Genomic DNA, 21,803 nt, shown 5'->3' on the forward strand with positions numbered 1-21,803 from the left:
CGCGGTTTCGACGATGCCAGATCATCCGCAGCCGCCCGCTCCTCCACCCTCGCCGGATGAAGCGAACTCCGGCCTCGATCTCGCCCAAACCCGTTCGCTGCTGCGCGTGATCGTCGAAGCGATGCCCAACGCGGTGGTGCTCGTCGACGCGGCGGGCAGCATCCAGATCGCCAACTCGCGGGCCCTGCGCCTGTTCGGCTACGACGGCGGCGAACTCGACGGCTTCGATCTCGACCGGCTGTTGCCCGAGCGCTTCCGCGATGGACATGCGCGCGCTCGCTCGGTGTTCATGCGGCACCCGGGTACGCGCGAAATGGGCGCCGGCCGCGAACTGTTCGGCCTGCGCAAGGACGGCGTGGAGATTCCGATCGAAGTCGGTCTCGACGTGCTGCGCGCGCCGCCGCTGATCTTCGTGCTCGCCTCGGTCTACGACGCCACCGAGCGCCGCGAGGCCCTGCGCACGGCCGACGAGGCCACCGCGCTTGCGCAGTCGATCATCGACGGCGCCCCGTTCGCGATCGTCGCCACCGATCTCGACGGCGTGATTCTCGAAGTGAGCCCGGCCGCCGCTTCGATGCTCGGCCAGGCGCGTGGCGATCTGGTCGGTCGCAAGCCGTATGCGCTGCGCAGGAACTCGCGGCTTCGCGGAACGCGCACGATCGCCTTCGACGGCAAGGCCGCTTCGCATTCGGCCGACTGCTGCCGCGAGGTGCGCAAGCGCGTCGACGAAGGCGACATCGATCAGCGCGAATGGACGCTACGCAAGTCCAACGGCCAGCAACTGCCGATCGACCTGGCGATCAGCGGCCTGAGACGTCGCGGCGGCCGGCTCGCGGGCTTCATCGGCATCGCCACCGACATCAGCGAGCGCAAGCGTGTCCAGGCCGAGATGCGCCACATGGCCGAGCACGATGCGCTGACCGGCCTGCCGAACCGCATGCTCATGCGCGACCGGCTGTCGATGGCGATCGCGCGCGCACGCCGCGCCGGCATGCGCGTCGGCGTGCTGCTGATCGATCTCGATCACTTCAAGCACGTCAACGACTCGCTCGGCCATCACATCGGCGACCGCCTGCTCGTGGTGGCCGCGCGCAGGCTCAGCCAGTCGGTGCGCGCCTACGACACCGTGGCGCGCATGGGCGGCGACGAATTCGTCATCGTGCTGCCGGACCTGTCGGCGCGCCGGGATGCGGTCGAGATCGCCGACAAGCTCGTCGAGCATCTGTCGGTGCCGATGGAGATCGACGGCCATGCCTTGCCGGTATCGCCGAGCATCGGCGTCTGCCTGTTTCCGGATGACGGTGAAGACGCCGACCTGCTGCTCATGAATGCGGACACCGCGATGTACGTGGCCAAGGAAACCGGGCGGCGGCGCGCGGTGGAGTTCAAGCCACAGATGGCGACCGCCGCTTCGGAACGCTGGGCGCTCGAGCGTGCGCTGCGGCTGGCGCTGGAGGCCAAGAGCTTCCGGATCCATTACCAGCCGCAGGTCTGCCTGCAGACGCGTCGCGTGGTCGGCGCCGAAGCCTTGCTGCGCTGGCCGCAGGACGAGTGCAGCTATCTGTCGCCCGCGCACTTCATTCCGGTTGCCGAGCAGACCGGTTTGATCGCTGCGATCGGCGAATGGGTGATGCGCACGGCTTGCGCCGAGATTGGGGCGATACGCCATCGGCTGCTGCCCGGTTTCCGGCTGTCGGTGAACCTGTCACCGCGCCAGCTCACGCTCAGCAAGCTGCCGGCGCTGGTCGCCGAATCGCTCGCCCTGTCGGGGCTGGCCGCCGAGCAGCTCGAACTCGAGATCACCGAGACCTCGCTGCTGCAGGACGACATCGTCCATCTGATCGAGGAGCTGCGCGCCACCGGCGTCGGCATCGCGATCGACGATTTCGGAACCGGCTTCTCGTCGCTTTCGCAGGTCACGCGATTGCCGATCGACTGCCTCAAGATCGATCGCAGCTTCGTGCGCGACATCGACTGCGATCCAAGCCAGGCGGCGGTGACGGCCGCGATCGTCGCGATCGGTCACCGGCTCGGCATCCGCACGATCGCCGAGGGCATCGAAACCCAGGCGCAATTGCAGGCGACCGCGATGCAGGGCTGCGGTTGCGGCCAGGGGTTCTGGTTTTCGAAGGCGGTGCCGGCATCGGAACTCGTGCAGACGATCGCGCGCATCGAAGAGACCTGATTCAGGTCTTGCTCTGCGCGCCTGCGGGAGCGCTCAGCGCGGCTGACGCAGTGGCAGGACGAAGCCGAACTGGGCGCCGCCTCCGGCGCTGGCCTCGGCTTCGATGTGGCCGTCGTGCGATTCGACGATCGAGCGACAGATCGCCAGCCCCTGGCCGATGCCGTCGGGCTTGGTGGTGAAGTAAGGCTCGAACAGCTGATCGGCCTGCAGCTCGCCGAAGCCCGGGCCGTTGTCGCGCACGCTGAAGCGCACCGCGTCACGTTCGCGCCAGCGTGAAACCGCGGTGCGAAGCCGCAGGCGATTCGGTGTGCCGGGGCGCTGCTGCATCGCCTCGATCGCGTTGCGCACGAGGTTGAACACCACCTGCTCGATCTGCACGCGATCCATCTGCACCTCGGGCAGGTCAGGGGCGAGCTCGAGCTCGATGTCGACCTGGGCGCTGCGGATCTCGTGCGCGAGCAGCCAGAGCACGTCACGCACGACCGCGTTGAGGCTGCCGTGCACGAAGGCCATTTCGCCTTTCTGCACGAAGCTGCGCAGCCGCTTGATCACCTCGGCCGCGCGCTCGCCCTGGCGCGCGATCTGCTGCAGCGAATCCTGCAGCAGCTCCGCGTCCGCACGTCCGCTCGCGATCAGGCGCAGGCAGGCGGATGCCTGCGTGATGATGGCGGTCAGCGGCTGGTTCACTTCATGAGCGAGGCCCGTCGCCATTTCGCCGAGTGCGGCCAGGCGCGCGGTGTGCGCGAGATCCTTGAGCCGGCGCCGGGCTTCGGCTTCGATGGCCTTGCGCTGCGAGATGTCGCGCGTGATGCCGGTGAACAGGCGCCGTCCGGGCAGGCGCACTTCGCCGACCGCCAGATCCATCGGAAACGTCGAGCCGTCCTTGCGCTTGCCTTCGACTTCACGGCCGATGCCGATGATCTTGGCCTCGTGCGTAGACAGGTAGCGGCCGATGTAGCGGTCGTGCTGGCTGCGGTAGGGCTCGGGCATCAGCGAGCTGATGTTGTTGCCGATGATCTCGTGTGCCGCATAACCGAACATGCGCTCGGCCGCGCGGTTGAAGCTTTCGATGATGCCGGCGTCGCTGATCGTGATGATGCCGTCGACCGCGGTGTCGAGTATCGCCCGATAGCGTTCGAGCGACTCGGCGAGCGCGAGGGCGGTGGCTTTGGATAGCGAGGGAGGGTTCATGTACGCAGCATGCCACAGCCGGCTTGGTGCAGGGCCGATTCCGCGGCTCATGCGATTGACCGCGATCAATGCCGCGGCGGCTTGCGGGCACGACACTGCCGCCGTCCTGAAACCAGCCGGAAATCCGCATGTCGTCTCCTTCAACAAGTACCGTCATCGACTATGACGACGAGGTGGTGCGGCGCTTCGCGCTGACCACCGTTCTGTGGGGCATCGTCGGCATGAGCGTTGGCGTGTTCCTCGCCGCGCAATTGCTGTGGCCCGCGCTCAATTTCGACATTCCGTGGCTCACGTACTCGCGCCTGCGGCCCCTGCACACCAACGCGGTGATCTTCGCGTTCGGCGGCTCGGCCCTGTTCGCGACGAGCTACTACGTGGTGCAACGCACCTGCCACGCGAAGCTGTTCCTGCCGAGGCTCGCGATGTTCACGTTCTGGGGCTGGCAGGCGGTCATCGTCGCGGCCGCGATCACCTTGCCGCTCGGCATCACACAGTCCAAGGAGTACGCCGAGCTCGAATGGCCGATCGACCTGCTGATCGCGATCGTCTGGGTCAGCTACGCGATCGTGTTCTTCGGCACGATCGTCAAGCGCAAGGTCGACCACATCTACGTCGCCAACTGGTTCTTCGGCGCCTTCATCCTGACGGTGGCGGTGCTGCACATCGTCAACAACATCTCGATTCCGTTCTCGGCCACGCAGAGCTACTCGGTCTACGCCGGAACCGTCGATGCGATGGTGCAATGGTGGTACGGGCACAATGCGGTCGGCTTCTTTCTGACCGCGGGCTTCCTCGGCATGATGTACTACTTCGTGCCGAAGCAGATCGGCAAGCCGATCTACAGCTATCGCCTGTCGATCGTGCACTTCTGGGCGCTGATCTCCACCTACATGTGGGCCGGCCCGCATCACCTGCAATACACCGCGCTGCCGGACTGGGTGCAGAGCCTCGGCATGGTGTTCTCGCTGATCCTGCTCGCGCCGAGCTGGGGCGGCATGATCAACGGCGTGATGACGCTCTCGGGCGCCTGGGACAAGCTGCGCACCGATCCGATCATCAAGTTCCTGATCGTCTCGCTGTCGTTCTACGGCATGAGCACCTTCGAAGGCCCGATGATGGCGATCAAGACCGTCAACGCGCTCTCGCACTACACCGACTGGACCATCGGCCACGTGCATTCGGGCGCGCTCGGCTGGGTCGGGCTGATCACCATGGGCTCGCTCTACGTGCTGATCCCGCGCCTCTACGGCAAGCGCGAGATGCATTCGATCCCGGCGATCAACCTGCACTTCTGGCTCGCGACGGTCGGCATCGTGCTCTACATCGTCTCGATGTGGATCGCGGGCGTCATGCAGGGCCTCATGTGGCGCTCGGTCAACGCCGACGGAACGCTGACCTACAGCTTCGTCGAATCGCTGGTCGCCACTTATCCGTACTACGCGGGACGCCTGCTCGGCGGCCTGATCTACCTGAGCGGCATGCTGGTGATGGCCTGGAACGTCTACAGGACGGTGCAGCCCGAGCGAGCGGCCGCCACGTCTTCTGACACCGCACTGACGGGAGCCGCCTCATGAGCCAGGCCCACGAGAAAATCGAACGCAACATCGGTCTCATGGCGGTGCTGATCGCCGCGGTCATCAGCGTCGGCGGCTTCGTCGAGATCGTGCCGATGATGGTCAACGTGCAGATGGAAAAGCCGGCCGCAGGCGTTGCGCCGCTCACCGCGCTGCAGACCGCGGGGCGCGAAGTCTATCTGCGCGAAGGCTGCTACGGCTGCCACTCGCAGCAGGTGCGCTCGCTGTACGAGGAGACGCTGCGCTACGGCCCGTACTCGACCGCCGGCGAATCGGTCTATGAGCATCCGTTCCAGTGGGGATCGAAGCGCACCGGGCCGGATCTGTCGCGCGTCGGTGGCCGCTACAGCGACCAGTGGCATCGCCTGCATCTGCGCAATCCGCGCGACGTGGTGCCCGAATCGAACATGCCCGGGTATCCGTGGCTGGCCGAGCAGTCGTTCACGGGTGAACAGGTGCAGGCGATGATGACCGCGCTCAAGCGCGTCGGGGTTCCGTACCGGGACGAAGACATCGCCGCCGCGCCCGAGGCGATCAAGGGCAAGAGCAAGCTCGATGCGCTGATCGCATATCTGCAAAGCCTCAAGGCATCGCCGCGCGACACGCCGGTGGCGGCGATCCAGCCCACTGAAAACAAGCAAGCGGAGGCCGCGCCATGACGCCGCTCCACGACGGCCTGCTGCAAGGCCTGGTCACCGTACTCGCGTTCATGAGCTTTCTGGGCATCTGCTACTACGCGTATTCGCCGTCACGGCGCAAGGCTTTCGAAGCGGCCGCCAACAGCCCGCTCGTCGACGAAGGCAAGGGAGAAGTTTCATGAGCCAGACCTGGCATCTGATCGTCGTCGCGCTCGTACTGCTCAACATCGCAGCCTGCATCGGGCTGCTGATCTGGACCTCGAAGCGTCGCGCGGATGAGCCCGCCGAAGGCGCCGAGACCGGTCACGTCTGGGACGGTGATCTGCGCGAGTACAACAATCCGCTGCCGCGCTGGTGGCTCAACCTGTTCGTGCTCAGCGTGATCTTCAGTCTCGGCTATCTGGCGCTGTATCCGGGCCTCGGCAACCTGCCGGGCCGGCTCGGATGGACTTCGGCTTCGAAGGCCGATGAAGCGCTGGCCGAAGTCGAAGCCCGGCGCGCCGCGATCTTCTCCACGTTCAAGGACCGCAGCGTCGAGTCGCTGCAGGCCGATGCGGGCGCGGTTCAACAGGGCGCCAAGCTGTTCGAATCGAACTGCGCGGGTTGCCACGGTGCCGATGCGCGCGGAGCCAAGGGCTTTCCGAACCTGCGCGATCACGACTGGCTCTACGGCGGCTCGGCCGAGCAGGTGCTCGCCTCGATCACCAACGGACGCAACGGCCAGATGCCTTCGTTCTATTCGAGCCTCGACGAAAACGAAGTGCGCTCGCTGGTCGCCTTCGTGCGCGGCTGGCATCGCGGCGGGATCGATTCGGTCGAAGAGGCGGCCGGGCGGCGCAAGTTCGGCATCACCTGCGCGGCCTGCCACGGTGCCGACGGTAAGGGCAATGCGCTGATCGGCGCACCGAACCTGAGCGATGGGACCTGGCTGCACGGCTCGAGCGAAGACGACGTCCGGCAGACGATCCTGTTCGGTCGCAGCAGCCAGATGCCCGCGTTCGGCGGAACGCTCGACGAGACGCAGCGCAAGCTGCTCGCCGCCTATGTGCTGAGCCTGTCGCAGTCCCAGCCGGAGCAGGCCGGGCAATGAGCGCCACCGACCGTCGCAGCGAGTGGACGCCGCGCCAGCGCTTCGTCGCGGCGGCGGTGTGGATGGGCTTCCTGTCCGCGATCCTGTCGACCCTGCTGCTGCTCTCGCAGGCCCCGAGCCTGCACGTCGACGGCCGTTTGAGCCTCGACCTGCTCGGCCGCTGGTTCCTGCTGAGCTGGCTGCTCGCGCTGATTCCGATCGCGATGGCGATGAAGCTCGTCCACCGGAGTGCATCATGAGTGGTCCGCTGCCGAAGCTGACGCCCGAGCACTCTCCTCGCTCGCTCTACGAATCGGCGGCCAAGCTCTATCCGCGCATGGCGCACGGTCGCTATGCGCGGCTGCGCCTGATCGCGATGTTCGCGCTGCTCGGCCTGTACTACCTGCTGCCCTGGCTGCAATGGAAGGGCCAGCCGCTGGTGCTGTTCGACCTGCCGGCGCGTCGCTTCCATCTGTTCGGCACCACCTTGTTCCCGCAGGACCTCGTGCTGCTGTCGGCGCTGCTCGCGGTGGCCGCGCTCACGCTGTTCCTGTTCACGACGCTCGCGGGCCGTGTCTGGTGCGGCTACGCCTGCCCGCAGACGGTGTGGACGCAGGCCTTCCTGTGGATCGAGCGGGCGATCGAAGGCGAGCGGCATCAGCGCCAGAAGCTCGATCGCGCGCCCTGGGGGCCGCGCAAGATCGCGATTCGCGGTGCGCGCCACGCCGCCTGGATCGCCTTCGCCGCTTGGACCGGCCTGAGCTTCGTCGGCTACTTTGTGCCGATGCGCGAACTTGCGGGCGACGCGCTGCACTTCTCGCTGAGCGGCTGGCCGCTGTTCTGGACCCTGTTCTACGGGTTCACGACCTGGGGCAACGCGGGCTTCATGCGCGAGCAGGTCTGCAAGTACATGTGCCCCTATGCGCGCTTCCAGTCCGCGATGTTCGATCGCGATACGCTGATCGTCGCCTACGACGAGCGCCGCGGCGAACCGCGCAAGCTGATCGCGAAGTCCAGCGGCAAGCCCGCAGGCGATTGCATCGATTGCACGCTCTGCGTGCAGGTTTGCCCGGTCGGCATCGATATCCGCAAGGGCCTGCAATACGAATGCATCGCCTGCGCGGCCTGCGTCGATGCCTGCGACGAGGTCATGCAGCGGCAGCAGAAGCCGCTCGGGCTGATCCGCTACACGAGTGAGCGCCACGATGAAGGCGGCCGCTTCCGCTTGCTGCGTCCGCGCTCGATCGCCTATGGCGCGGTCTGGCTCGCCTTGCTCGCAGGCTTCGCGACGCTGCTGTTGCTGCGCTCTCCACTCGAACTCGACGTGTTGCGGGATCGTCGCCAGCTGTATCGCGAGCTCGACGACGGACGCATCGTCAATCTCTACACGATCAAGCTCACCAACAAGGACGCGAACGCGCACGAGTTCGCGATCGAGGCGGTGGCGGCCGACGGCACGAAGGTCGAACTCAGTCCGCGCCGCATGAGCGTCGCAGCCACCGCGACCGGCTCGGCGCTGGTCGCCGCGCTGCTGCCACACGACAAGTCGAGTGGTGTACAGACCTTGCAGTTCACCGTGCGCGCCGTCGACGACACCTCGCTCTCGCGCGAGCACGACGCACGCTTCATCGGAGCTTCGCCATGACGTCTCGCCGCTTTTCACTGGAGCTCGCGCTCGTCTGCCTGTTGCCGGTCGCCGCCGTGGTGGGTTGCGTGGTCACGCTGTGGCTCGCGCTGAGCCTGCCGACGCACGAGGTCGCCGCGTTGGATCGCTTCGGTCATGCGATCCAGGCGGGCGAGCGCTGAACGTGACCGCGACGACGCTCGCGTTCGAAGCCGCACCTCCGCTGCCGGATCATCACGAGCGCGAGTTGCTGCTGCAGATCGAGGGCATGCACTGCGCGAGCTGCGTACGCGCGATCGAGCAAGCGCTCGCGCCGCTCGTGCATACGGTGCGCGTCGACCTGTCCGCCGGCATCGCCGAGGTCGGATGCGATGATCGGCTCGCCAAAGCCGAGGAGCTGATCGCCGCGATCGAGCGCGCGGGCTTCAAGGCCAGGCCCGCGATCGCGGCGAGCGACGACGCGTCCACCGCGGCCGATGCGCTCGCGGAGGGCCGCCGTGGCCTGCTGCGCCTGGGCGTCGCGGGCTTGCTCGGCATGCAGGTGATGATGCTGGCTGGCACGCGCTACTGGATCACCACGCCGATCGAGCCCGCGCTGTTGCTGCTCATGCGCTACGCCGAATGGGCGCTGACGACGCCGGTGCTGCTGTACTCGTGCATGCCGTTCCATCGCGGAGCCTGGCTCGCGCTGCGCCAGCGCATGCTGAGCATGGACTTGCCGGTGAGTCTGGCGCTGTGGCTGGCCTATGCGGCGAGCTGCATCAACGTGTGGCTGCAGCGCGGCGACGTCTACTTCGATTCGGTGACCATGTTCGCGTTCCTGCTGCTCGCCGCGCGCTGGCTCGAAGGGCGCGGACGCGCGGTCGCGCAGCGGCGCCTGCGCGAACTCGTGGCGGTGCAGCCGAAGATGGCGATGCGCGAGGCGGCCGACGGCAGGCTCGAAACCGTCGCGGTCGCTGCCCTTGTCGTCGGCGATCGGGTGCTCGTCGCACCGGGCGACGCGGCGCCGGCCGACGGCCGCCTGCTCGACGCGAACGCCGCGTTCGACGAATCGCTGCTGACCGGCGAAGCCTTGCCGATCGACAAGCGCTGTGGCGATACGCTGCACGCGGGCACGCCGAACTGCGGCCTGAGCCCGGTGCGCATGATCGTGGCCCGCACCGGCGAACACACTACGCTGTCGGCGATTCAACGCCTGATGCTGCGCTCGCAGGCACAGAAGCCGAAGGCGCAGCAGTGGGCCGACCGCATGGCCGGAGTCGTCGTCGCGCTCGTGCTGCTGTGCGCGGCGGCCGCTGCGCTCTGGTGGTTGCCGCGCGATGCGGCGAAAGCCTTCGATGTCGCGCTCGCGGTGCTCGTCGTCACTTGTCCGTGCGCGCTCTCGCTCGCGACGCCGATTGCGCTGGCGGCCGCGAGTTCGCGCCTCGCGATGCAGGGCGTGCTCGTCGCCAATGCCGATGCGCTGCTGCGCCTGCCGCAGGTCGGCACCATCTGCTTCGACAAGACCGGAACGCTGACGACCGGGTTCATGCGGTGCGAGCGTGTCGAGCTCAGCGGCATCGATGCGAGCGACGGCGACGCGCGGCGGGATCGCCTGCTGCAAATCGTCGCCGCGCTCGAGCGCGGCGTGCGGCACCCGGTGGCGAGCGCGTTCGCGCAGATCGAAACGAGCATGCGTGCGGACAAGCTCGAAGTGCTGCCTGGCCGTGGTCTGCGTGGAGAGGTCGACGGCGTCGAGTACGAGCTCGTCGCGTTGCCCGCCGAAGGCGACCTGACCTGGATCAGCCTGCGCGATGCGGAGCGCGAGCGTGCCCGCTTCGCGCTTTCGCATTGCCTGCGTCCGGACGCGCCTGGCGCGATCACCGCACTCGCCGGCGCCGGCATGGAGCTAGAGATCCTCAGTGGCGATGCGCCCGGTGCGGTGCGCGCGGTCGCGCGCGAACTCGGCGTCGACCATCATCGGGCCGGGCAGACGCCGGCGGACAAGCTCGCGCGCATCCAGCAGCTGCAGGCACAGGGCAGGGTGGTCTGCATGGTCGGTGACGGGCTCAACGATGCGCCCGTGCTCGCCGCCGCCGATGTTTCGGCATCGCTGGCCGGTGCGTCGACGCTTGCGCAGGCACGTGCCGATCTGATCCTGACCAACGGCGAACTCGGCGGACTGTCGCTCGCGCTCGATGTGGGCCGGCGCACGCGTCGCATCGTCGCCGAGAATCTGACCTGGGCCGTGGCCTACAACCTCGTCGCAATGCCGCTCGCACTCGCAGGAGCGCTCACGCCTGGCCTTGCAGCGGCGGGCATGGGCCTGAGTTCGCTGACCGTCACGCTCAATGCGCTGCGCCTGCTGCGCAGTCCATCCGACATCGCTGCCGGGAGTTCGCGATGAGTTCGCTGTTCGTGCTGATTCCGCTTGGCGTGGTGTTCGTGGCGATCGCCGTGGGCTTCTTCATCGTGGGCGTTCGCGGCGGTCAGTTCGAGCGCCTGGACGAACTGGCGCATCGCCTGCCCGACGATCTCGGCTGAGCCCGACATGACGATGCCCTGGCTCGCAGGCGGCCTGGTGCTGACGGTGCCGTCGGTGTTCCTGCTCGGCCTTGCGAGCAGCCCGCATTGCGCGCTCATGTGCGGCCCGTGGCTGTTGCTCGGCAAGCCGGGCCTGCGTTCGCAGTTGATGCTGCAACTCGGTCGCCTGAGCGGCTACGCGCTGCTCGGTCTGCTCGCCGGAGGCGGTGCGTCGCTGCTGCTGCGGCGATTCGGAGACACGCACCTGGCCATGGCGCTGCGCCTGCTCGCCGCGCTGCTGCTGCTCGTGATGGCGATCTACAGCTGGCGGCAGATGCGGCGGCCGGCCTGCTGCCGGGGCGGGCTGCATGAGCGCCTGCAGAACACGCCGGACTGGGCTCGCGGACTGCTCATGGGACTGATGCCCTGCGCCCTGCTCTACGGCGTCATCGGCCTTGCCGCGCTGACGGCGAGCCCATGGTCGGGCGCTGCCCTGCTGCTCGCTTTCGGCCTCGGCAGTTCGCCGCTCCTGCTGCTCGCGGGCGGGCTCATGGGCCGCGCCAGACTTGGTGCCACTTCGTTCGCCGTTCGCCAAAGCGGCGCCTGGACGCTTGCGCTGAGCGCGCTGTGGTTCGCCTCGTCCGTCCTGATGGCGGCGCCCAGCCTGGCCTGGCTCTGCTCACCGGGGAGCTGAGGCGATTCATCAGCTGCTAAAACCCGGTAAGATGCGGCACTCGCGCCTGTAGCTCAGCTGGATAGAGTACTGCCCTCCGAAGGCAGTGGTCGGACGTTCGAATCGTCTCAGGCGCACCAAAATCAAAGACTTAGCTTTCAGATGCCCCGCCCTTGAGCGGGGCATCTTGCTTTTGGCGTGTGTTCGGCGTCATTGCAACTGACTGCATCCTTGTTTCGGGCGTAAAACTGCATTTGGGCATTAATGCCCAAGTTGTGCGCATTCTGTGCCCATCGGATTTCACGTCAGCGGATGATGACCACATTCCTCAGGTCCATCATCTGACGAGATCACTCAACGTCGCTAGGGGTTTGCGTTCGCGGCGCAATCGATGCTCAGCGCCAAATTGCTACCTCCGAAGGCTATACGAGCTGCTCAAGCGCGAGGTGGTTCGCACACTGTTACTTGGACGCGCCCGAGTTCTTTGAAGTGTCACTTCACTTGCAGGAGCGCTTCATAGCGAGCTGCAGAGATGCCCGCCGTCGACGACGATTTCCGAGCCGGTCATATAGGCGCCCGCATCCGAGGCGAGCAATAGCAACGGGCCGTCGAGATGCCGGTACTGGCCGAAGCGACGCACCGGAATGCGATCGCGGAGCTTGAGACCCGAATCGCTGGCCAGGAAGTCGCTGTTGAGTTCGGTGGCGACGTAGCCCGGCGCCAGGCTGTTGACGCGAATGTCGTAGCGCGCGAATTCGAGTGCGAGCGCTTGCGTGAGATGCTTGAGGCCGGCCTTCGAAGCGCAGTACGGCGAAACGCCGCCCGCAGTGCGATTGGCGAGGATCGAGGTGATGTTGATGATGCTGCCGGGCTTTTGAGCGGCCGCGAGTCGCCGCGCGACTTCCTGGGCCACGATCCAGGAGCCGGTCAGATTGGTGCCGACGATCGAGTTCCAGTCGTCGTCGTTGTAATCGAGCGGACGCTTGGTATCCGAGACGCCCGCATTGTTCACGAGCACGTCGACGATTCCGAGCTCCGATGCAATGTGGTCGAGCGCCCCGATCACGCTATCGCGTCGGGCCACGTCGATCGCTACCGCAATGGCGCGCCCGCCATCGGCTTTGATCTGCGCCACAAGCTCGGCGAGTTTGTCTGTCCGCCGGGCGCCGGCGACGACGGTTGCTCCGGCGCGTGCGAGCGTTTGCGCGAAGTGGCGCCCGAGCCCGCTCGACGCGCCGGTCACTAGCGCGATGCGGCCTTCGAGGCTGAAGCTCGGAAGCGGTGTGGTCATCGCAAGCCCCTCAGTGCTGAGCGGCGAGCAGCTTGCGCGCGATGCTGTGCCGATGCACTTCGTTCGGGCCGTCGTAGATGCGGAAGGAGCGGATGTCGCGGAAGATGCGCATGACCACGGTTTCACCGGTGACGCCGCGGCCACCGAGGATCTGTACGCTGCGATCGACGATGCGCCAGACCGCTTCGGAGACGGCGACCTTGCTCATGCTCGATTCGAGGTTGCCCTTGTGGCCCTGGTCGAGCACCCAGGCCGTGTGCCAGATCGACAGTCGCGAAGCCTGGATGTCGAGCTCGTTGTCGGCGAGCTGGAAGCCGACGCCCTGATGTTCTCCGAGCGTCTTGCCGAAAGCCTCGCGCTTGCGCGCATACGCGAGGGCGGTGTCGTGTGCCCGACGTGCCTGGCCCAGCCAGCGCATGCAATGCGTGAGTCGCGCGGGCGCGAGACGAACCTGCGCATAACGAAACCCCCTGCCGATCTCGCCGAGCACATCGCTCGCCGGTATGCGCAGATTCTCGAAGTGCAGCACACCGTGGCCACCCGCGAATGCGGTGTCGAGCGAGTCCATCAGGCGTTCGAGCCGAATGCCGGGCCTGTCCATGTCGGACAGGAACATGGTCGCCGAGCCGTCTTCCATCTTCGCCATGATGATCGCGAAGCTCGCGCCCTCGGCACCGGTGATGAACCACTTGGTGCCGTTGATGAGGTAATCGTCTCCGTCGCGCACGGCCGTCGTCTTGAGCATCGACGGATCGGCACCGGCGCCCGGCGCCGGTTCGGTCATCGCAAAGCAGGAGCGAATGCGGCCTTCGACGAGAGGCTTGAGCCAGCGCTCCTTCTGCGCATGCGTGGCGACCACTTCCATCAAATGGATGTTGCCTTCGTCGGGCGCGTGAATGTTCAGCGCGGCCGGCCCCAGATGCGAATAGCCGGCCTCCTCGAAAACGATGGCCTTCTCGACGTGCGTCAGTCCGAGGCCACCGAGTTCGGTCGAGGCATGCGGCGTGAGCAGGCCGGCTGCGCGTGCGCGGCTCACGAGTTCTTCGCGCAGTGATTCGGTGATGCCGTGCGGGGTCTGGCGGGCATCGCCTTCGAGCGGAATTACTTCGTCGAGAATGAACCGGCGGGTGCGCTGCTGCAGATCGAGCAGCCGAGGAGAGAGCGAGAAGTCCATGAGGGAACCGGGGTCGATGGGGAGTCAGAAGCGGCGCTGCGCCGCGATGTCCTGCGCGAATTCGAGCAAGCCCTCGGCCAGCGTGCCGAGCGTGGCGTAGCGCGCTTCCTGTGTCGCGCCGGATACCCAGCGTGCATGCAGCTGCTGGAAGATCACGGCGGTTTTGAACACGGCGAGTACGCGGTAAAAGCGAAAGCCCGACAGATCGCGCCCGGTTGCGGCCGCGTAAGCCTGTGCGGCCTGCTCACGTGTCGGAAAGCCCGGCAAGGCCGTGGGCATCTGCTGCATCTCCTGCATGGCCGGCGGGTCGTTGGGCTCAGTCCAGTAGCTTAGCAATGTCGCGAGATCGAACAGGCCATCGCCGCGCGTGCCCTGGTCCCAGTCGAGTACGGCGACCGCTTGCAGTGTTTGCGGGTCGAGCAGCAGATTGTCGAGCTTGAAGTCGTTGTGCAGCAGTACGGCCGGACCATCGGGCTGACGGTTCGCGCGCAGCCAGGATGCAAGCTCGGCAATCAGCGCTTGCGTCCGCGGGGTGGCCCAGCCATCGACCGCGAGATTCGCGCGCTTGATCCAGCCTTCGACGGCGCGCTCGAGAAAGCCCTGAGGCTTGCCGAGATCGCCGAGCCCGACGGCTGCGGGATCGACGCGATGCAACTGGGCGAGGACGTCGATCAACAGCTTGCCCAGCTGGGCGCAGACGGCGGCATCGCTGGCAAGCGCCGGCGGCAAGCTGGCCCGGTACGAGACACCGCGGCGATATTCGGTGATCTGGAACGGAGCGCCGAGCACGGACTCGTCACGACACAAGTGCAGGGCTCGCGGAGCCAGTGAGAACCGCTCGTGCAGGCGGGACAGAATCTTCGATTCGCGTCCCATGTCGTAAGCGCCAGGAGGCAACGGTCCCATCGGCGGACGACGCAGCACGGCTTCGCGCCCATCGATGACGATCAGGTAGTTGAGGTTGGCGAAGCCTCCGGCGAATTGGCGTGGCGCCGGCTCGGATTCGAAGCGCAAGCCCTGCGTCGCGAGGTACTGCCGCAGCGCGGCCCAGTCCTGCGGAACGCTGTCTTGGGTACTGCGGAGCTGCGGGATTTCGCTATCGGTTGATGCGCTCATCTCAACGTCCGGTGAATTGGGCCGCCCGCTTTTCGCCGAACGCTTTCACGCCTTCGGCGAAATCGGCCGTGCTGACCAGCAGCGACTGTGTATCGGCCTCCCAGGCGAGCATGGTGTCGAGCGACATCGGCAGGCGTGAAAGAATGGACTTGGTGGTGGCGACGGTGCCAGGCGGCAGCTTGGCGAGCCGCTCTGCGAGCGCAATGGCCTGAGCCAGCACCTGCCCGCGTTCGGCGAGCCGATCGATGAGACGGATCTGCTGGGCCTGAGCACCCTTGATCGGCTCGCAGAACAGCACGATTTCGCGCGCGAGTCCGATGCCGACGCGCTGCGGAAGGCTCCAGAGCAAGCCGTAGTCGGGCTGCAGGCCGACGCGGCCGAAGGCGGCGCAGAACGCCGAGTCCTCGTCGGCGACGACGAAATCGCAGGCCAGGGCGAGCGAGAAGCCGGCACCGAATGCGTTGCCTTCCACCGCGGCCACCACCGGCAGCCGGCCTCCCGTCAGCATGCGCACGTTGCGATGCCCTTCGAGCATCGCCTGGCGCATCGCAAGAGGTGGATCGGCGAGACCGGAAAGATCGCCACCCGAACAGAACTGGGCGCCTCCATGCAGCACGAGGGCTCGCAACTCCGAATCGTCCTGCAGTTCGGCCAGGGTTCGCGAGAGCTCGGCGCACAGCGCCTTGCTGAGCGCGTTCCGCCGCCTGGGCTGATTGAGGGTGACGACGGCGACGCTGCCATGGCGCTCGACGAGCACGGCGGACTGGGTCATCTCGTATTCCTTTGTGCCGCTGGTCACCGGGGGCGCAGCGTTCTGGAGTGCCCGCAGAAAGCTCGGGTCGGCTGAATTATAGGTACCTTGTCGTCGGCAAGTAAATTGCAAAATGGGGTCCGGTCGGCGCATCATCTCTACCATTACGTGTCGGCGACAAGTATGCGGCGGGGCCTGGACAGGGCACCGGGGCATGCGGTCGCGCGGCTCGACTTCCAGCGATGAGAAACCGGAGTTGCGGGGAATTCCCATGATGCCGCGTACCATTTTCGAGCCCGAGCACGAACAGTTTCGCGACAGCGTGCGACGTTTCTTCCGCGAGCAGATCGAGCCGCGCGTACCGGCCTGGCGCGAGCAGGGCTACGTCGATCGCGAGGCCTACCAGCTCGCGGGCGCGCAGGGTTACCTGCTGCTGTGGGCACCCGAGGAGTACGGCGGCGCCGGCATCGACGATCTGCGCTACGAGCAGATCGTGCAGGAGGAGAACCTGCGGCATGGCGATATCGGCTTCTACAGCAATCTGCATTCGATGGTCGTCGCGCCGTACATCGGCAAGCTCGGCAGCGAGGAGCAGAAGCAGCGCTGGCTGCCCGGCGCGATTTCGGGCGAGAAGATTCTCGCGGTGGCGATGACCGAGCCGGCCGCAGGCTCGGACCTCGCCGGCATGAAGGCCAGGGCTGAAGACCGCGGCGATCATTGGCTGCTCAACGGTTCGAAGACCTACATCTCCAACGGCATCAATGCCGACATCGTCGTCGTCGCCGCACGCACCCATCCCGAGTCGCGTTACGCGATGGGCTTGTTCGTCGTCGAGGCCGGCATGGAAGGCTTCACGCGCGGGCGCAAACTGCACAAGCTCGGCCTCGATGCGCAGGACACGGCCGAACTGTTCTTCGACAATGTCAAGGTTCCGAAGGAAAACGTGCTGGGCGACGCGACCCAGGGTTTCAAGTATCTGGCCCGCTTTCTCGCGACCGAAAGGCTCATGGTCGGCATTGGGGCGCTCGCGCACGCACAGGTCGCATTCGATCTGACGCTCGAGTTCGTCAAGGAGCGCCGCGCATTCGGCAAGCCGATCGGTGCCTTGCAGAACACGCGCTTCAAGATGGCCGAAATGCGTGCCCAGCTCGATGCGGTGCAGAGCTACGTCGACCAGGGGGTGATGCTCGCCAATGCGAAGCAGCTAAGTGCCGAAGCGGCTTCGGGCATCAAACTCCTGTCCAGCGAGCTCGAGAATCGCGTGATCGACGAGTGCCTGCAGCTGCATGGCGGCGCGGGCTACATGGAGGAGTACCGCATCAGCCGCATGTTCCGCGATGCGCGTGTGAGCCGCATTTTCGCGGGCAGCAACGAAATCATGAAGGAGATCATCGGCCGAGGACTCGGGCTCGATGATCGCAAGATGAGCTGAGGAGAGACGTGAGCACCGTAACCACAAACCGAAACGCCGAACTGCCGGCGATCAAAACCCGCGTTTCCGAACTGCTCGGCACGCGTTATCCGATCATCCAGGGCGGCATGCAATGGGTGGGCTTCGCCGAGATGGCCGCCGCCGTTTCGAACGCCGGGGCCTTCGGCGTGCTCACCGCGCTGAGCCAGCCGACGCCCGAAGCGCTCGCGAGGGAAATCGAACGCACCAGAGGCCTGACCGACAAGCCGTTCGGCGTGAACCTGACGATACTGCCGTCGATCAATCCGCCGCCCTACGAGGCCTACCTCGACGTCATCATCGGCAGCGGTATCAAGGTGATGGAAACCGCGGGCAACAACCCGAAGGAATTCATCATCAAGGCCAAGAATGCCGGCGTGAAGATCGTGCACAAGTGCGTGGCCGTGCGGCATGCGCTGAGTGCCGAGCGCAACGGCGTCGACGCGGTTTCGATCGATGGATTCGAATGTGCGGGACATCCGGGCGAAGACGATATCGGTGGCCTCGTGCTGATTCCGGCGGCGGCGCGCAAGCTCAAGATTCCGGTGATCGCCTCGGGCGGAATCGGCGATGGTCGTGGCCTCGCGGCCGCGCTCGCGCTCGGAGCCGAGGGCGTCAACATGGGAACGCGCTTCTGCGCGACCATCGAGGCGCCGATTCACGACAACATCAAGCAGGCCCTCGTCAACGCGGGCGAACGCGACACGCGGCTGATCTTCCGCACGCTGCACAACACGGCGCGCGTGCTCAAGAACGCGATCTCGGTCGAGGTCGTCGAAACCGAAAAGCGCGGCTGCCAGTTCGAAGACATTCGCCATCTGGTTTCCGGCGCGCGTGGCAAGGCCGCGCTGATCGCGGGCGAACCCGATGGCGGCATCGTCACGGCGGGCCAGATCGTCGGCCTGATCGACGACATTCCGAGCTGCGATGAACTGATTCGTCGCATGGTGGCCGAATGCCACGAGCGGCTCGCGGCAGCGCAAGCCTTTTTCGCTTGAGCTAATTTCGATTGGGGATACACATATGAGCAACAAAGTCATCGTCGCCGGCGTCGGCATGATTCCGTTCGTCAAGCCGAGTGCGGCAGAGCCGTACACCGTCATGGGCCCGCGCGCGATTCGCCTCGCACTCGAAGATGCGGGCGTGTCGTACCAGCAGATCCAGCAGGTTTACGCCGGTTACGTCTACGGCGATTCCACCTGCGGCCAGCGCGTCGCCTATGAAGTGGGCATGACCGGCGTTCCGCTGGTCAACGTCAACAACAACTGTTCGACGGGCTCGACTGCCTTGTTCCTTGCACGCCAAGCGATCGCATCGGGTGCCATCGATTGCGCGCTCGCCTTCGGTTTCGAGCAGATGCTGCCCGGTGCGCTCGGCTCGATGTTCAAGGATCGCCCCGATCCGATGGACAAATGGAACGCCCAGTCGCAGGCGCTGCAGCCTTCGCCGAATACGCCGCCGGCCCCGCATCTGTTCGGCGGCGCGGGGGTCGAGTATCAGCAGAAGTACGGAACCCGGAGCGAAACCTTCGCCAAGATTTCGGAGAAGGCACGCAAGCATGCGCTGCACAACGACAAGGCGATCTTCCGCGAGCCGCTGACGGTGGAGCAGATCATGGCGACACCGACGATCTACGGCGTGCTCACGCGCGTGCAGTGCTGCCCGCCGACGTGCGGAGCCGCTGCGGCGGTGCTCGTCTCCGAGCGCTTCGCGAAGAAGCACGGCATCAATGCCGACGTGGCGATTCTCGGACAGGCGATGACGACCGATTTTGCCTCGACCTTCGAAGCAGGCTCGATGATCAAGGCGGTCGGCTTCGACATGTCGAAAGTGGCCGCGCAGCAAGTCTACGAGCAGGCGGGCATCGGAGCGTCCGACATCGACGTTTGCGAACTGCACGATTGTTTCACGGCCAACGAACTCCTGACCTATGAGGCGCTCGGCTTCACGCCCGAGGGCACCGCCGAGAAGTTCATCTGGGACGGTGACAACACCTACGGCGGCAAGGTGGTGACCAATCCGTCGGGCGGCCTGCTGTCGAAGGGCCATCCGCTCGGTGCAACCGGGCTTGCGCAATGCACCGAACTCGTCGAGCAGCTGCGCGGGCGCAGCGGTGCGCGGCAGGTCGAAGGTGCGCGCCTGGCCTTGCAGCACAACATCGGCATCGGCGGCGCTTGCGTCGTCACGCTCTACGGCAAGCCCTGAGCCGAAGTGGCGGCAGCGCGCTGCGATCACCACACATAGAACGACGAGAGGAGTTGTTGCATGTCGGCCCCACAAGATTCGATCCTGTTCCAGGGAAAATCCATTCGAGTGCAGCGCCTCGGCGCAGGAATCACCGAGCTCTGCTTCGACCGCGAAGGTGATGTCATCAACAAGCTCGACAGCCGCACGGTCGGCGAGCTGCGTGAGGCGATCGCCCTCGTCGAAGGCGATGCAGAGTCGACCGGGCTGCTCATCAGCAGCGCCAAGGACGTGTTCATCGTCGGCGCCGACATCACCGAGTTCGGTGCGATGTTTCAGCAGACGGCGGAGCAGATCGCCGAACACAACATCGGTCAGAACCGCATCTTTACCGCGCTCGAAACCTTGCGCGTGCCGAGCGTCGTCGCGATCAACGGGTTCGCACTCGGTGGCGGGCTCGAATGCGCACTGGCCGCGGATTTCCGGGTGATGTCGACGACCGCCCAGGTCGGTTTGCCCGAGGTCAAGCTCGGTCTGTTTCCGGGCTTCGGCGGCACCGTACGCACGCCGCGCGTCGCCAACATCCAGGTCGCGATCGACTGGATCGCAGGCGGCGCACCGTCCAGGGCCGAGGCCGCGAAGACGGCTGGCGTGGTCGATGAAATCACGGCGCCCGAAGCGCTGCGCGATGCGGCGCTGAAACTGCTCGCCAAGGCGATCGCAGGCGAGGCCGACTGGCGCGGTCGTCGCGCCGCCAAGGATGCGCCGCTACCGCTCGGGGTGGCCGAAGCGCAAGCCTTGTTCGCGGCAGCCAAAGAGAAGGTCACCAGGCAATCACCGAAGCATCAGCCGGCTGCGCTGGCCGCGGTCGAGGCGATGGAAGCCGCCGCGACGCAGGCACGCGAGGCGGCGCTCGTCATCGAAGCGCAGGCTTTCGCGCGCATCTGCAAGACGCAGGCCGCAGCTTCGCTGGTGCAGATCTTCCTCAACGATCAGTTGCTCAAGAAGAAGTTCAAGGCGCATGCGAAGAACGCGCGTCCGCTCAAGCAGGCGGCGGTGCTCGGTGCGGGCATCATGGGAGGCGGCATCGCCTACACGAGCGCATTGCGTGGCACGCCGGTGCTCATGAAGGACATTCAGCAGAAGCAGCTCGACCTCGGCATTGGTGAAGCGCAGAAGCTGGTCGCCAAGCAGGTCAAGAACGGCCGGCTCAGGCAGGAGAAGGCGGATGCGGTACTCGCGGCCATCAGGCCACAGCTCGATTACAGCGGCTTCGACAAGGTCGATGCCGTCGTCGAGGCCGTGGTCGAGAACATCAACGTCAAGCACGCGGTGATCGGCGAGCTCGAGGGTATCCTGCGTGAAGACGCGGTGATCGCCTCGAATACCTCGAGCCTGCGCATCGACGATCTGGCCGCACTGCTGAAGCGGCCCGAGAACTTCGTCGGCATGCACTTCTTCAATCCCGTGCCGATGATGCCGCTCGTCGAGGTCATCAAGGGCAGCAGGACCAGCGACGTCGCGGCTTCGACCATCGTCGGCTACGGCGTCGCCATGGGCAAGACGCCGATCGTCGTCAAGGACTGCCCGGGCTTCCTGGTCAATCGCATCCTGACGCCCTACATGCTGGCGTTCTCGCATCTGGTCGCGGATGGCGCCGATTTCGCCGAAGTCGACCGTGTGATGGAAGCTTTCGGCTGGCCGATGGGGCCGGCGTATCTCAATGACGTCGTCGGCCTCGACACGGCCGTGCACGTCAACAAGATCATCACCGACGGCTACCCGGACCGCATGCGCTGGAGCTGGGGCTATGCCAACGAGGCGCTCGTCGCAAACGGGCGGCTCGGGCAAAAGAATGGGCTCGGCTATTACCGCTACGAGGCGGACCCGAGCGGCAAGCCGCGCAGGAGCACGGCAACCGATACCTACGATCTGCTCAAGGCCGTGCAGCCGCAGGGACAGCGTCGTTTCGGCGAGCAGGAAATCGTCGAGCGCATGATGTTGCCGATGATCGTCGAAGCGGCACGCGCGCTCGAAGACGGTATCGTCGCGAGCGCGGCCGAACTCGACATGGCGCTACTGCTCGGCCTCGGCCTGCCGCAGTACCTCGGCGGTGCGCTCAAATATGCGGATTGGCTCGGGCTGTCCACGGTCGTCTCACTCGGTGAACGTTACGCCGCGCTCGGTCCGATGTACTCCGTGCCAGCTAAGCTGCGCGAGATGGCGGCTCGTCAGGAGCGCTACTACGCAGCTTGATGGTCTCGGCCGAGTCGGTGCGTGCGTATCGATAAGCTGAGCGCACGCACTAACCGAGGCAGATGTCGACACGCGCAAGGCGCAAAGCGTGGCCGCCTGAACACACGGCGGCCACGCCGCGTCGA

Annotated in this window: 20 protein-coding genes and 1 tRNA gene; 16 read left to right on the forward strand and 5 right to left on the reverse strand. The window is 66.0% G+C overall.

Translation table 11 applies throughout. The features are described 5' to 3' along the window. Positions 1 to 13: 13 nt before the first annotated feature. Positions 14 to 2,185 carry a putative bifunctional diguanylate cyclase/phosphodiesterase gene (locus AC3WUM_RS02290; protein ID WP_492408455.1) on the forward strand — a complete coding sequence of 724 codons (2,172 nt, stop codon included), beginning with the start codon at positions 14 to 16 and terminating at the stop codon, positions 2,183 to 2,185. A gap of 33 nt (positions 2,186 to 2,218) precedes the next feature. Here the strand turns inward: AC3WUM_RS02290 and AC3WUM_RS02295 are convergent, their stop codons facing one another. Continuing rightward, entirely contained in the window at positions 2,219 to 3,376 is a 1,158-nt protein-coding gene (locus AC3WUM_RS02295; protein ID WP_492408456.1) for a two-component system sensor histidine kinase NtrB, read from the reverse strand. Between the two features lie 128 nt (positions 3,377 to 3,504). Between AC3WUM_RS02295 and ccoN the strand changes: the two genes are divergently transcribed. The 11 genes from ccoN (at position 3,505) to AC3WUM_RS02350 (ending at position 11,596) form a co-directional block, all read left to right on the forward strand. Next, the gene (gene ccoN, locus AC3WUM_RS02300) at positions 3,505 to 4,950 is read left to right on the forward strand and encodes a cytochrome-c oxidase, cbb3-type subunit I (RefSeq protein WP_492408457.1); all 1,446 of its coding nucleotides are present in this window, start codon (positions 3,505 to 3,507) and stop codon (positions 4,948 to 4,950) included. Next, a complete protein-coding gene (ccoO, locus tag AC3WUM_RS02305) occupies positions 4,947 to 5,609 on the forward strand; it encodes a cytochrome-c oxidase, cbb3-type subunit II (RefSeq protein ID WP_492408458.1) in 663 nt (220 codons plus the stop codon). Before ccoN ends, ccoO begins: the two co-directional genes overlap by 4 nt. Next, a complete protein-coding gene (locus AC3WUM_RS02310; RefSeq protein ID WP_492408459.1) occupies positions 5,606 to 5,770 on the forward strand; it encodes a cbb3-type cytochrome oxidase subunit 3 in 165 nt (54 codons plus the stop codon). Before ccoO ends, AC3WUM_RS02310 begins: the two co-directional genes overlap by 4 nt. Next, positions 5,767 to 6,678, forward strand: a complete 912-nt coding sequence (ccoP, locus tag AC3WUM_RS02315) for a cytochrome-c oxidase, cbb3-type subunit III (protein WP_492408460.1) — start codon at positions 5,767 to 5,769, stop codon at positions 6,676 to 6,678. Before AC3WUM_RS02310 ends, ccoP begins: the two co-directional genes overlap by 4 nt. Then, positions 6,675 to 6,917 carry a hypothetical protein gene (locus tag AC3WUM_RS02320; protein ID WP_492408461.1) on the forward strand — a complete coding sequence of 81 codons (243 nt, stop codon included), beginning with the start codon at positions 6,675 to 6,677 and terminating at the stop codon, positions 6,915 to 6,917. Before ccoP ends, AC3WUM_RS02320 begins: the two co-directional genes overlap by 4 nt. Next, positions 6,914 to 8,302 (forward strand): cytochrome c oxidase accessory protein CcoG, encoded by a 1,389-nt coding sequence (ccoG, locus tag AC3WUM_RS02325; RefSeq protein WP_492408463.1) that lies wholly within the window; start codon positions 6,914 to 6,916, stop codon positions 8,300 to 8,302. Before AC3WUM_RS02320 ends, ccoG begins: the two co-directional genes overlap by 4 nt. Continuing rightward, positions 8,299 to 8,463, forward strand: a complete 165-nt coding sequence (locus AC3WUM_RS02330; protein ID WP_492408465.1) for a hypothetical protein — start codon at positions 8,299 to 8,301, stop codon at positions 8,461 to 8,463. Before ccoG ends, AC3WUM_RS02330 begins: the two co-directional genes overlap by 4 nt. 2 nt (positions 8,464 to 8,465) lie before the next feature. Continuing rightward, positions 8,466 to 10,667, forward strand: coding sequence for a heavy metal translocating P-type ATPase (locus tag AC3WUM_RS02335; RefSeq protein WP_492408466.1), 2,202 nt, complete (start codon positions 8,466 to 8,468; stop codon positions 10,665 to 10,667). After that, on the forward strand, positions 10,664 to 10,804 hold the full coding sequence (locus AC3WUM_RS02340) for a cbb3-type cytochrome oxidase assembly protein (protein WP_492408467.1): 141 nt from the start codon (positions 10,664 to 10,666) through the stop codon (positions 10,802 to 10,804). The genes AC3WUM_RS02335 and AC3WUM_RS02340 overlap by 4 nt, the downstream gene beginning before the upstream one ends. Positions 10,805 to 10,811: 7 nt before the next feature. Next, positions 10,812 to 11,477 (forward strand): sulfite exporter TauE/SafE family protein, encoded by a 666-nt coding sequence (locus AC3WUM_RS02345; RefSeq protein WP_492408468.1) that lies wholly within the window; start codon positions 10,812 to 10,814, stop codon positions 11,475 to 11,477. 42 nt (positions 11,478 to 11,519) lie between these two features. Further along, positions 11,520 to 11,596 (forward strand) — tRNA-Arg (locus AC3WUM_RS02350). A 374-nt stretch (positions 11,597 to 11,970) separates the two neighbouring features. On the opposite strand, the gene AC3WUM_RS02355 is transcribed toward AC3WUM_RS02350, so the two are convergent. From AC3WUM_RS02355 to AC3WUM_RS02370, 4 genes are read right to left on the reverse strand one after another with little or no spacing between them, the layout of a single operon-like run. Continuing rightward, complete coding sequence (locus AC3WUM_RS02355) at positions 11,971 to 12,747, reverse strand: SDR family NAD(P)-dependent oxidoreductase (protein ID WP_492408469.1); 777 nt, start codon at positions 12,745 to 12,747, stop codon at positions 11,971 to 11,973. Positions 12,748 to 12,757: 10 nt separating this feature from the next. After that, positions 12,758 to 13,921, reverse strand: a complete 1,164-nt coding sequence (locus AC3WUM_RS02360; protein WP_492408471.1) for an acyl-CoA dehydrogenase family protein — start codon at positions 13,919 to 13,921, stop codon at positions 12,758 to 12,760. Between the two features lie 24 nt (positions 13,922 to 13,945). Continuing rightward, the gene (locus AC3WUM_RS02365) at positions 13,946 to 15,037 is read right to left on the reverse strand and encodes a phosphotransferase family protein (RefSeq protein ID WP_492408472.1); all 1,092 of its coding nucleotides are present in this window, start codon (positions 15,035 to 15,037) and stop codon (positions 13,946 to 13,948) included. A gap of 1 nt (position 15,038) precedes the next feature. Continuing rightward, a complete protein-coding gene (locus AC3WUM_RS02370; RefSeq protein WP_492408473.1) occupies positions 15,039 to 15,809 on the reverse strand; it encodes an enoyl-CoA hydratase/isomerase family protein in 771 nt (256 codons plus the stop codon). 253 nt (positions 15,810 to 16,062) lie between these two features. On the opposite strand from AC3WUM_RS02370, the gene AC3WUM_RS02375 reads away from it, so the two are divergent. The 4 genes from AC3WUM_RS02375 to fadB all read left to right on the forward strand — a co-directional run bounded on the left by AC3WUM_RS02375 (position 16,063) and on the right by fadB (position 21,678). Continuing rightward, positions 16,063 to 17,220 carry an acyl-CoA dehydrogenase family protein gene (locus AC3WUM_RS02375; protein WP_492408940.1) on the forward strand — a complete coding sequence of 386 codons (1,158 nt, stop codon included), beginning with the start codon at positions 16,063 to 16,065 and terminating at the stop codon, positions 17,218 to 17,220. A 50-nt stretch (positions 17,221 to 17,270) separates the two neighbouring features. Next, on the forward strand, positions 17,271 to 18,236 hold the full coding sequence (locus tag AC3WUM_RS02380; protein ID WP_492408941.1) for an NAD(P)H-dependent flavin oxidoreductase: 966 nt from the start codon (positions 17,271 to 17,273) through the stop codon (positions 18,234 to 18,236). 25 nt (positions 18,237 to 18,261) lie between these two features. Next, positions 18,262 to 19,443, forward strand: a complete 1,182-nt coding sequence (locus tag AC3WUM_RS02385) for a lipid-transfer protein (protein ID WP_492408474.1) — start codon at positions 18,262 to 18,264, stop codon at positions 19,441 to 19,443. 81 nt (positions 19,444 to 19,524) lie between these two features. Beyond that, entirely contained in the window at positions 19,525 to 21,678 is a 2,154-nt protein-coding gene (gene fadB, locus AC3WUM_RS02390; protein WP_492408942.1) for a fatty acid oxidation complex subunit alpha FadB, read from the forward strand. Positions 21,679 to 21,803 lie beyond the last annotated feature (125 nt).

The organism is Hydrocarboniphaga sp. FW305-C-57, from assembly GCF_058783045.1.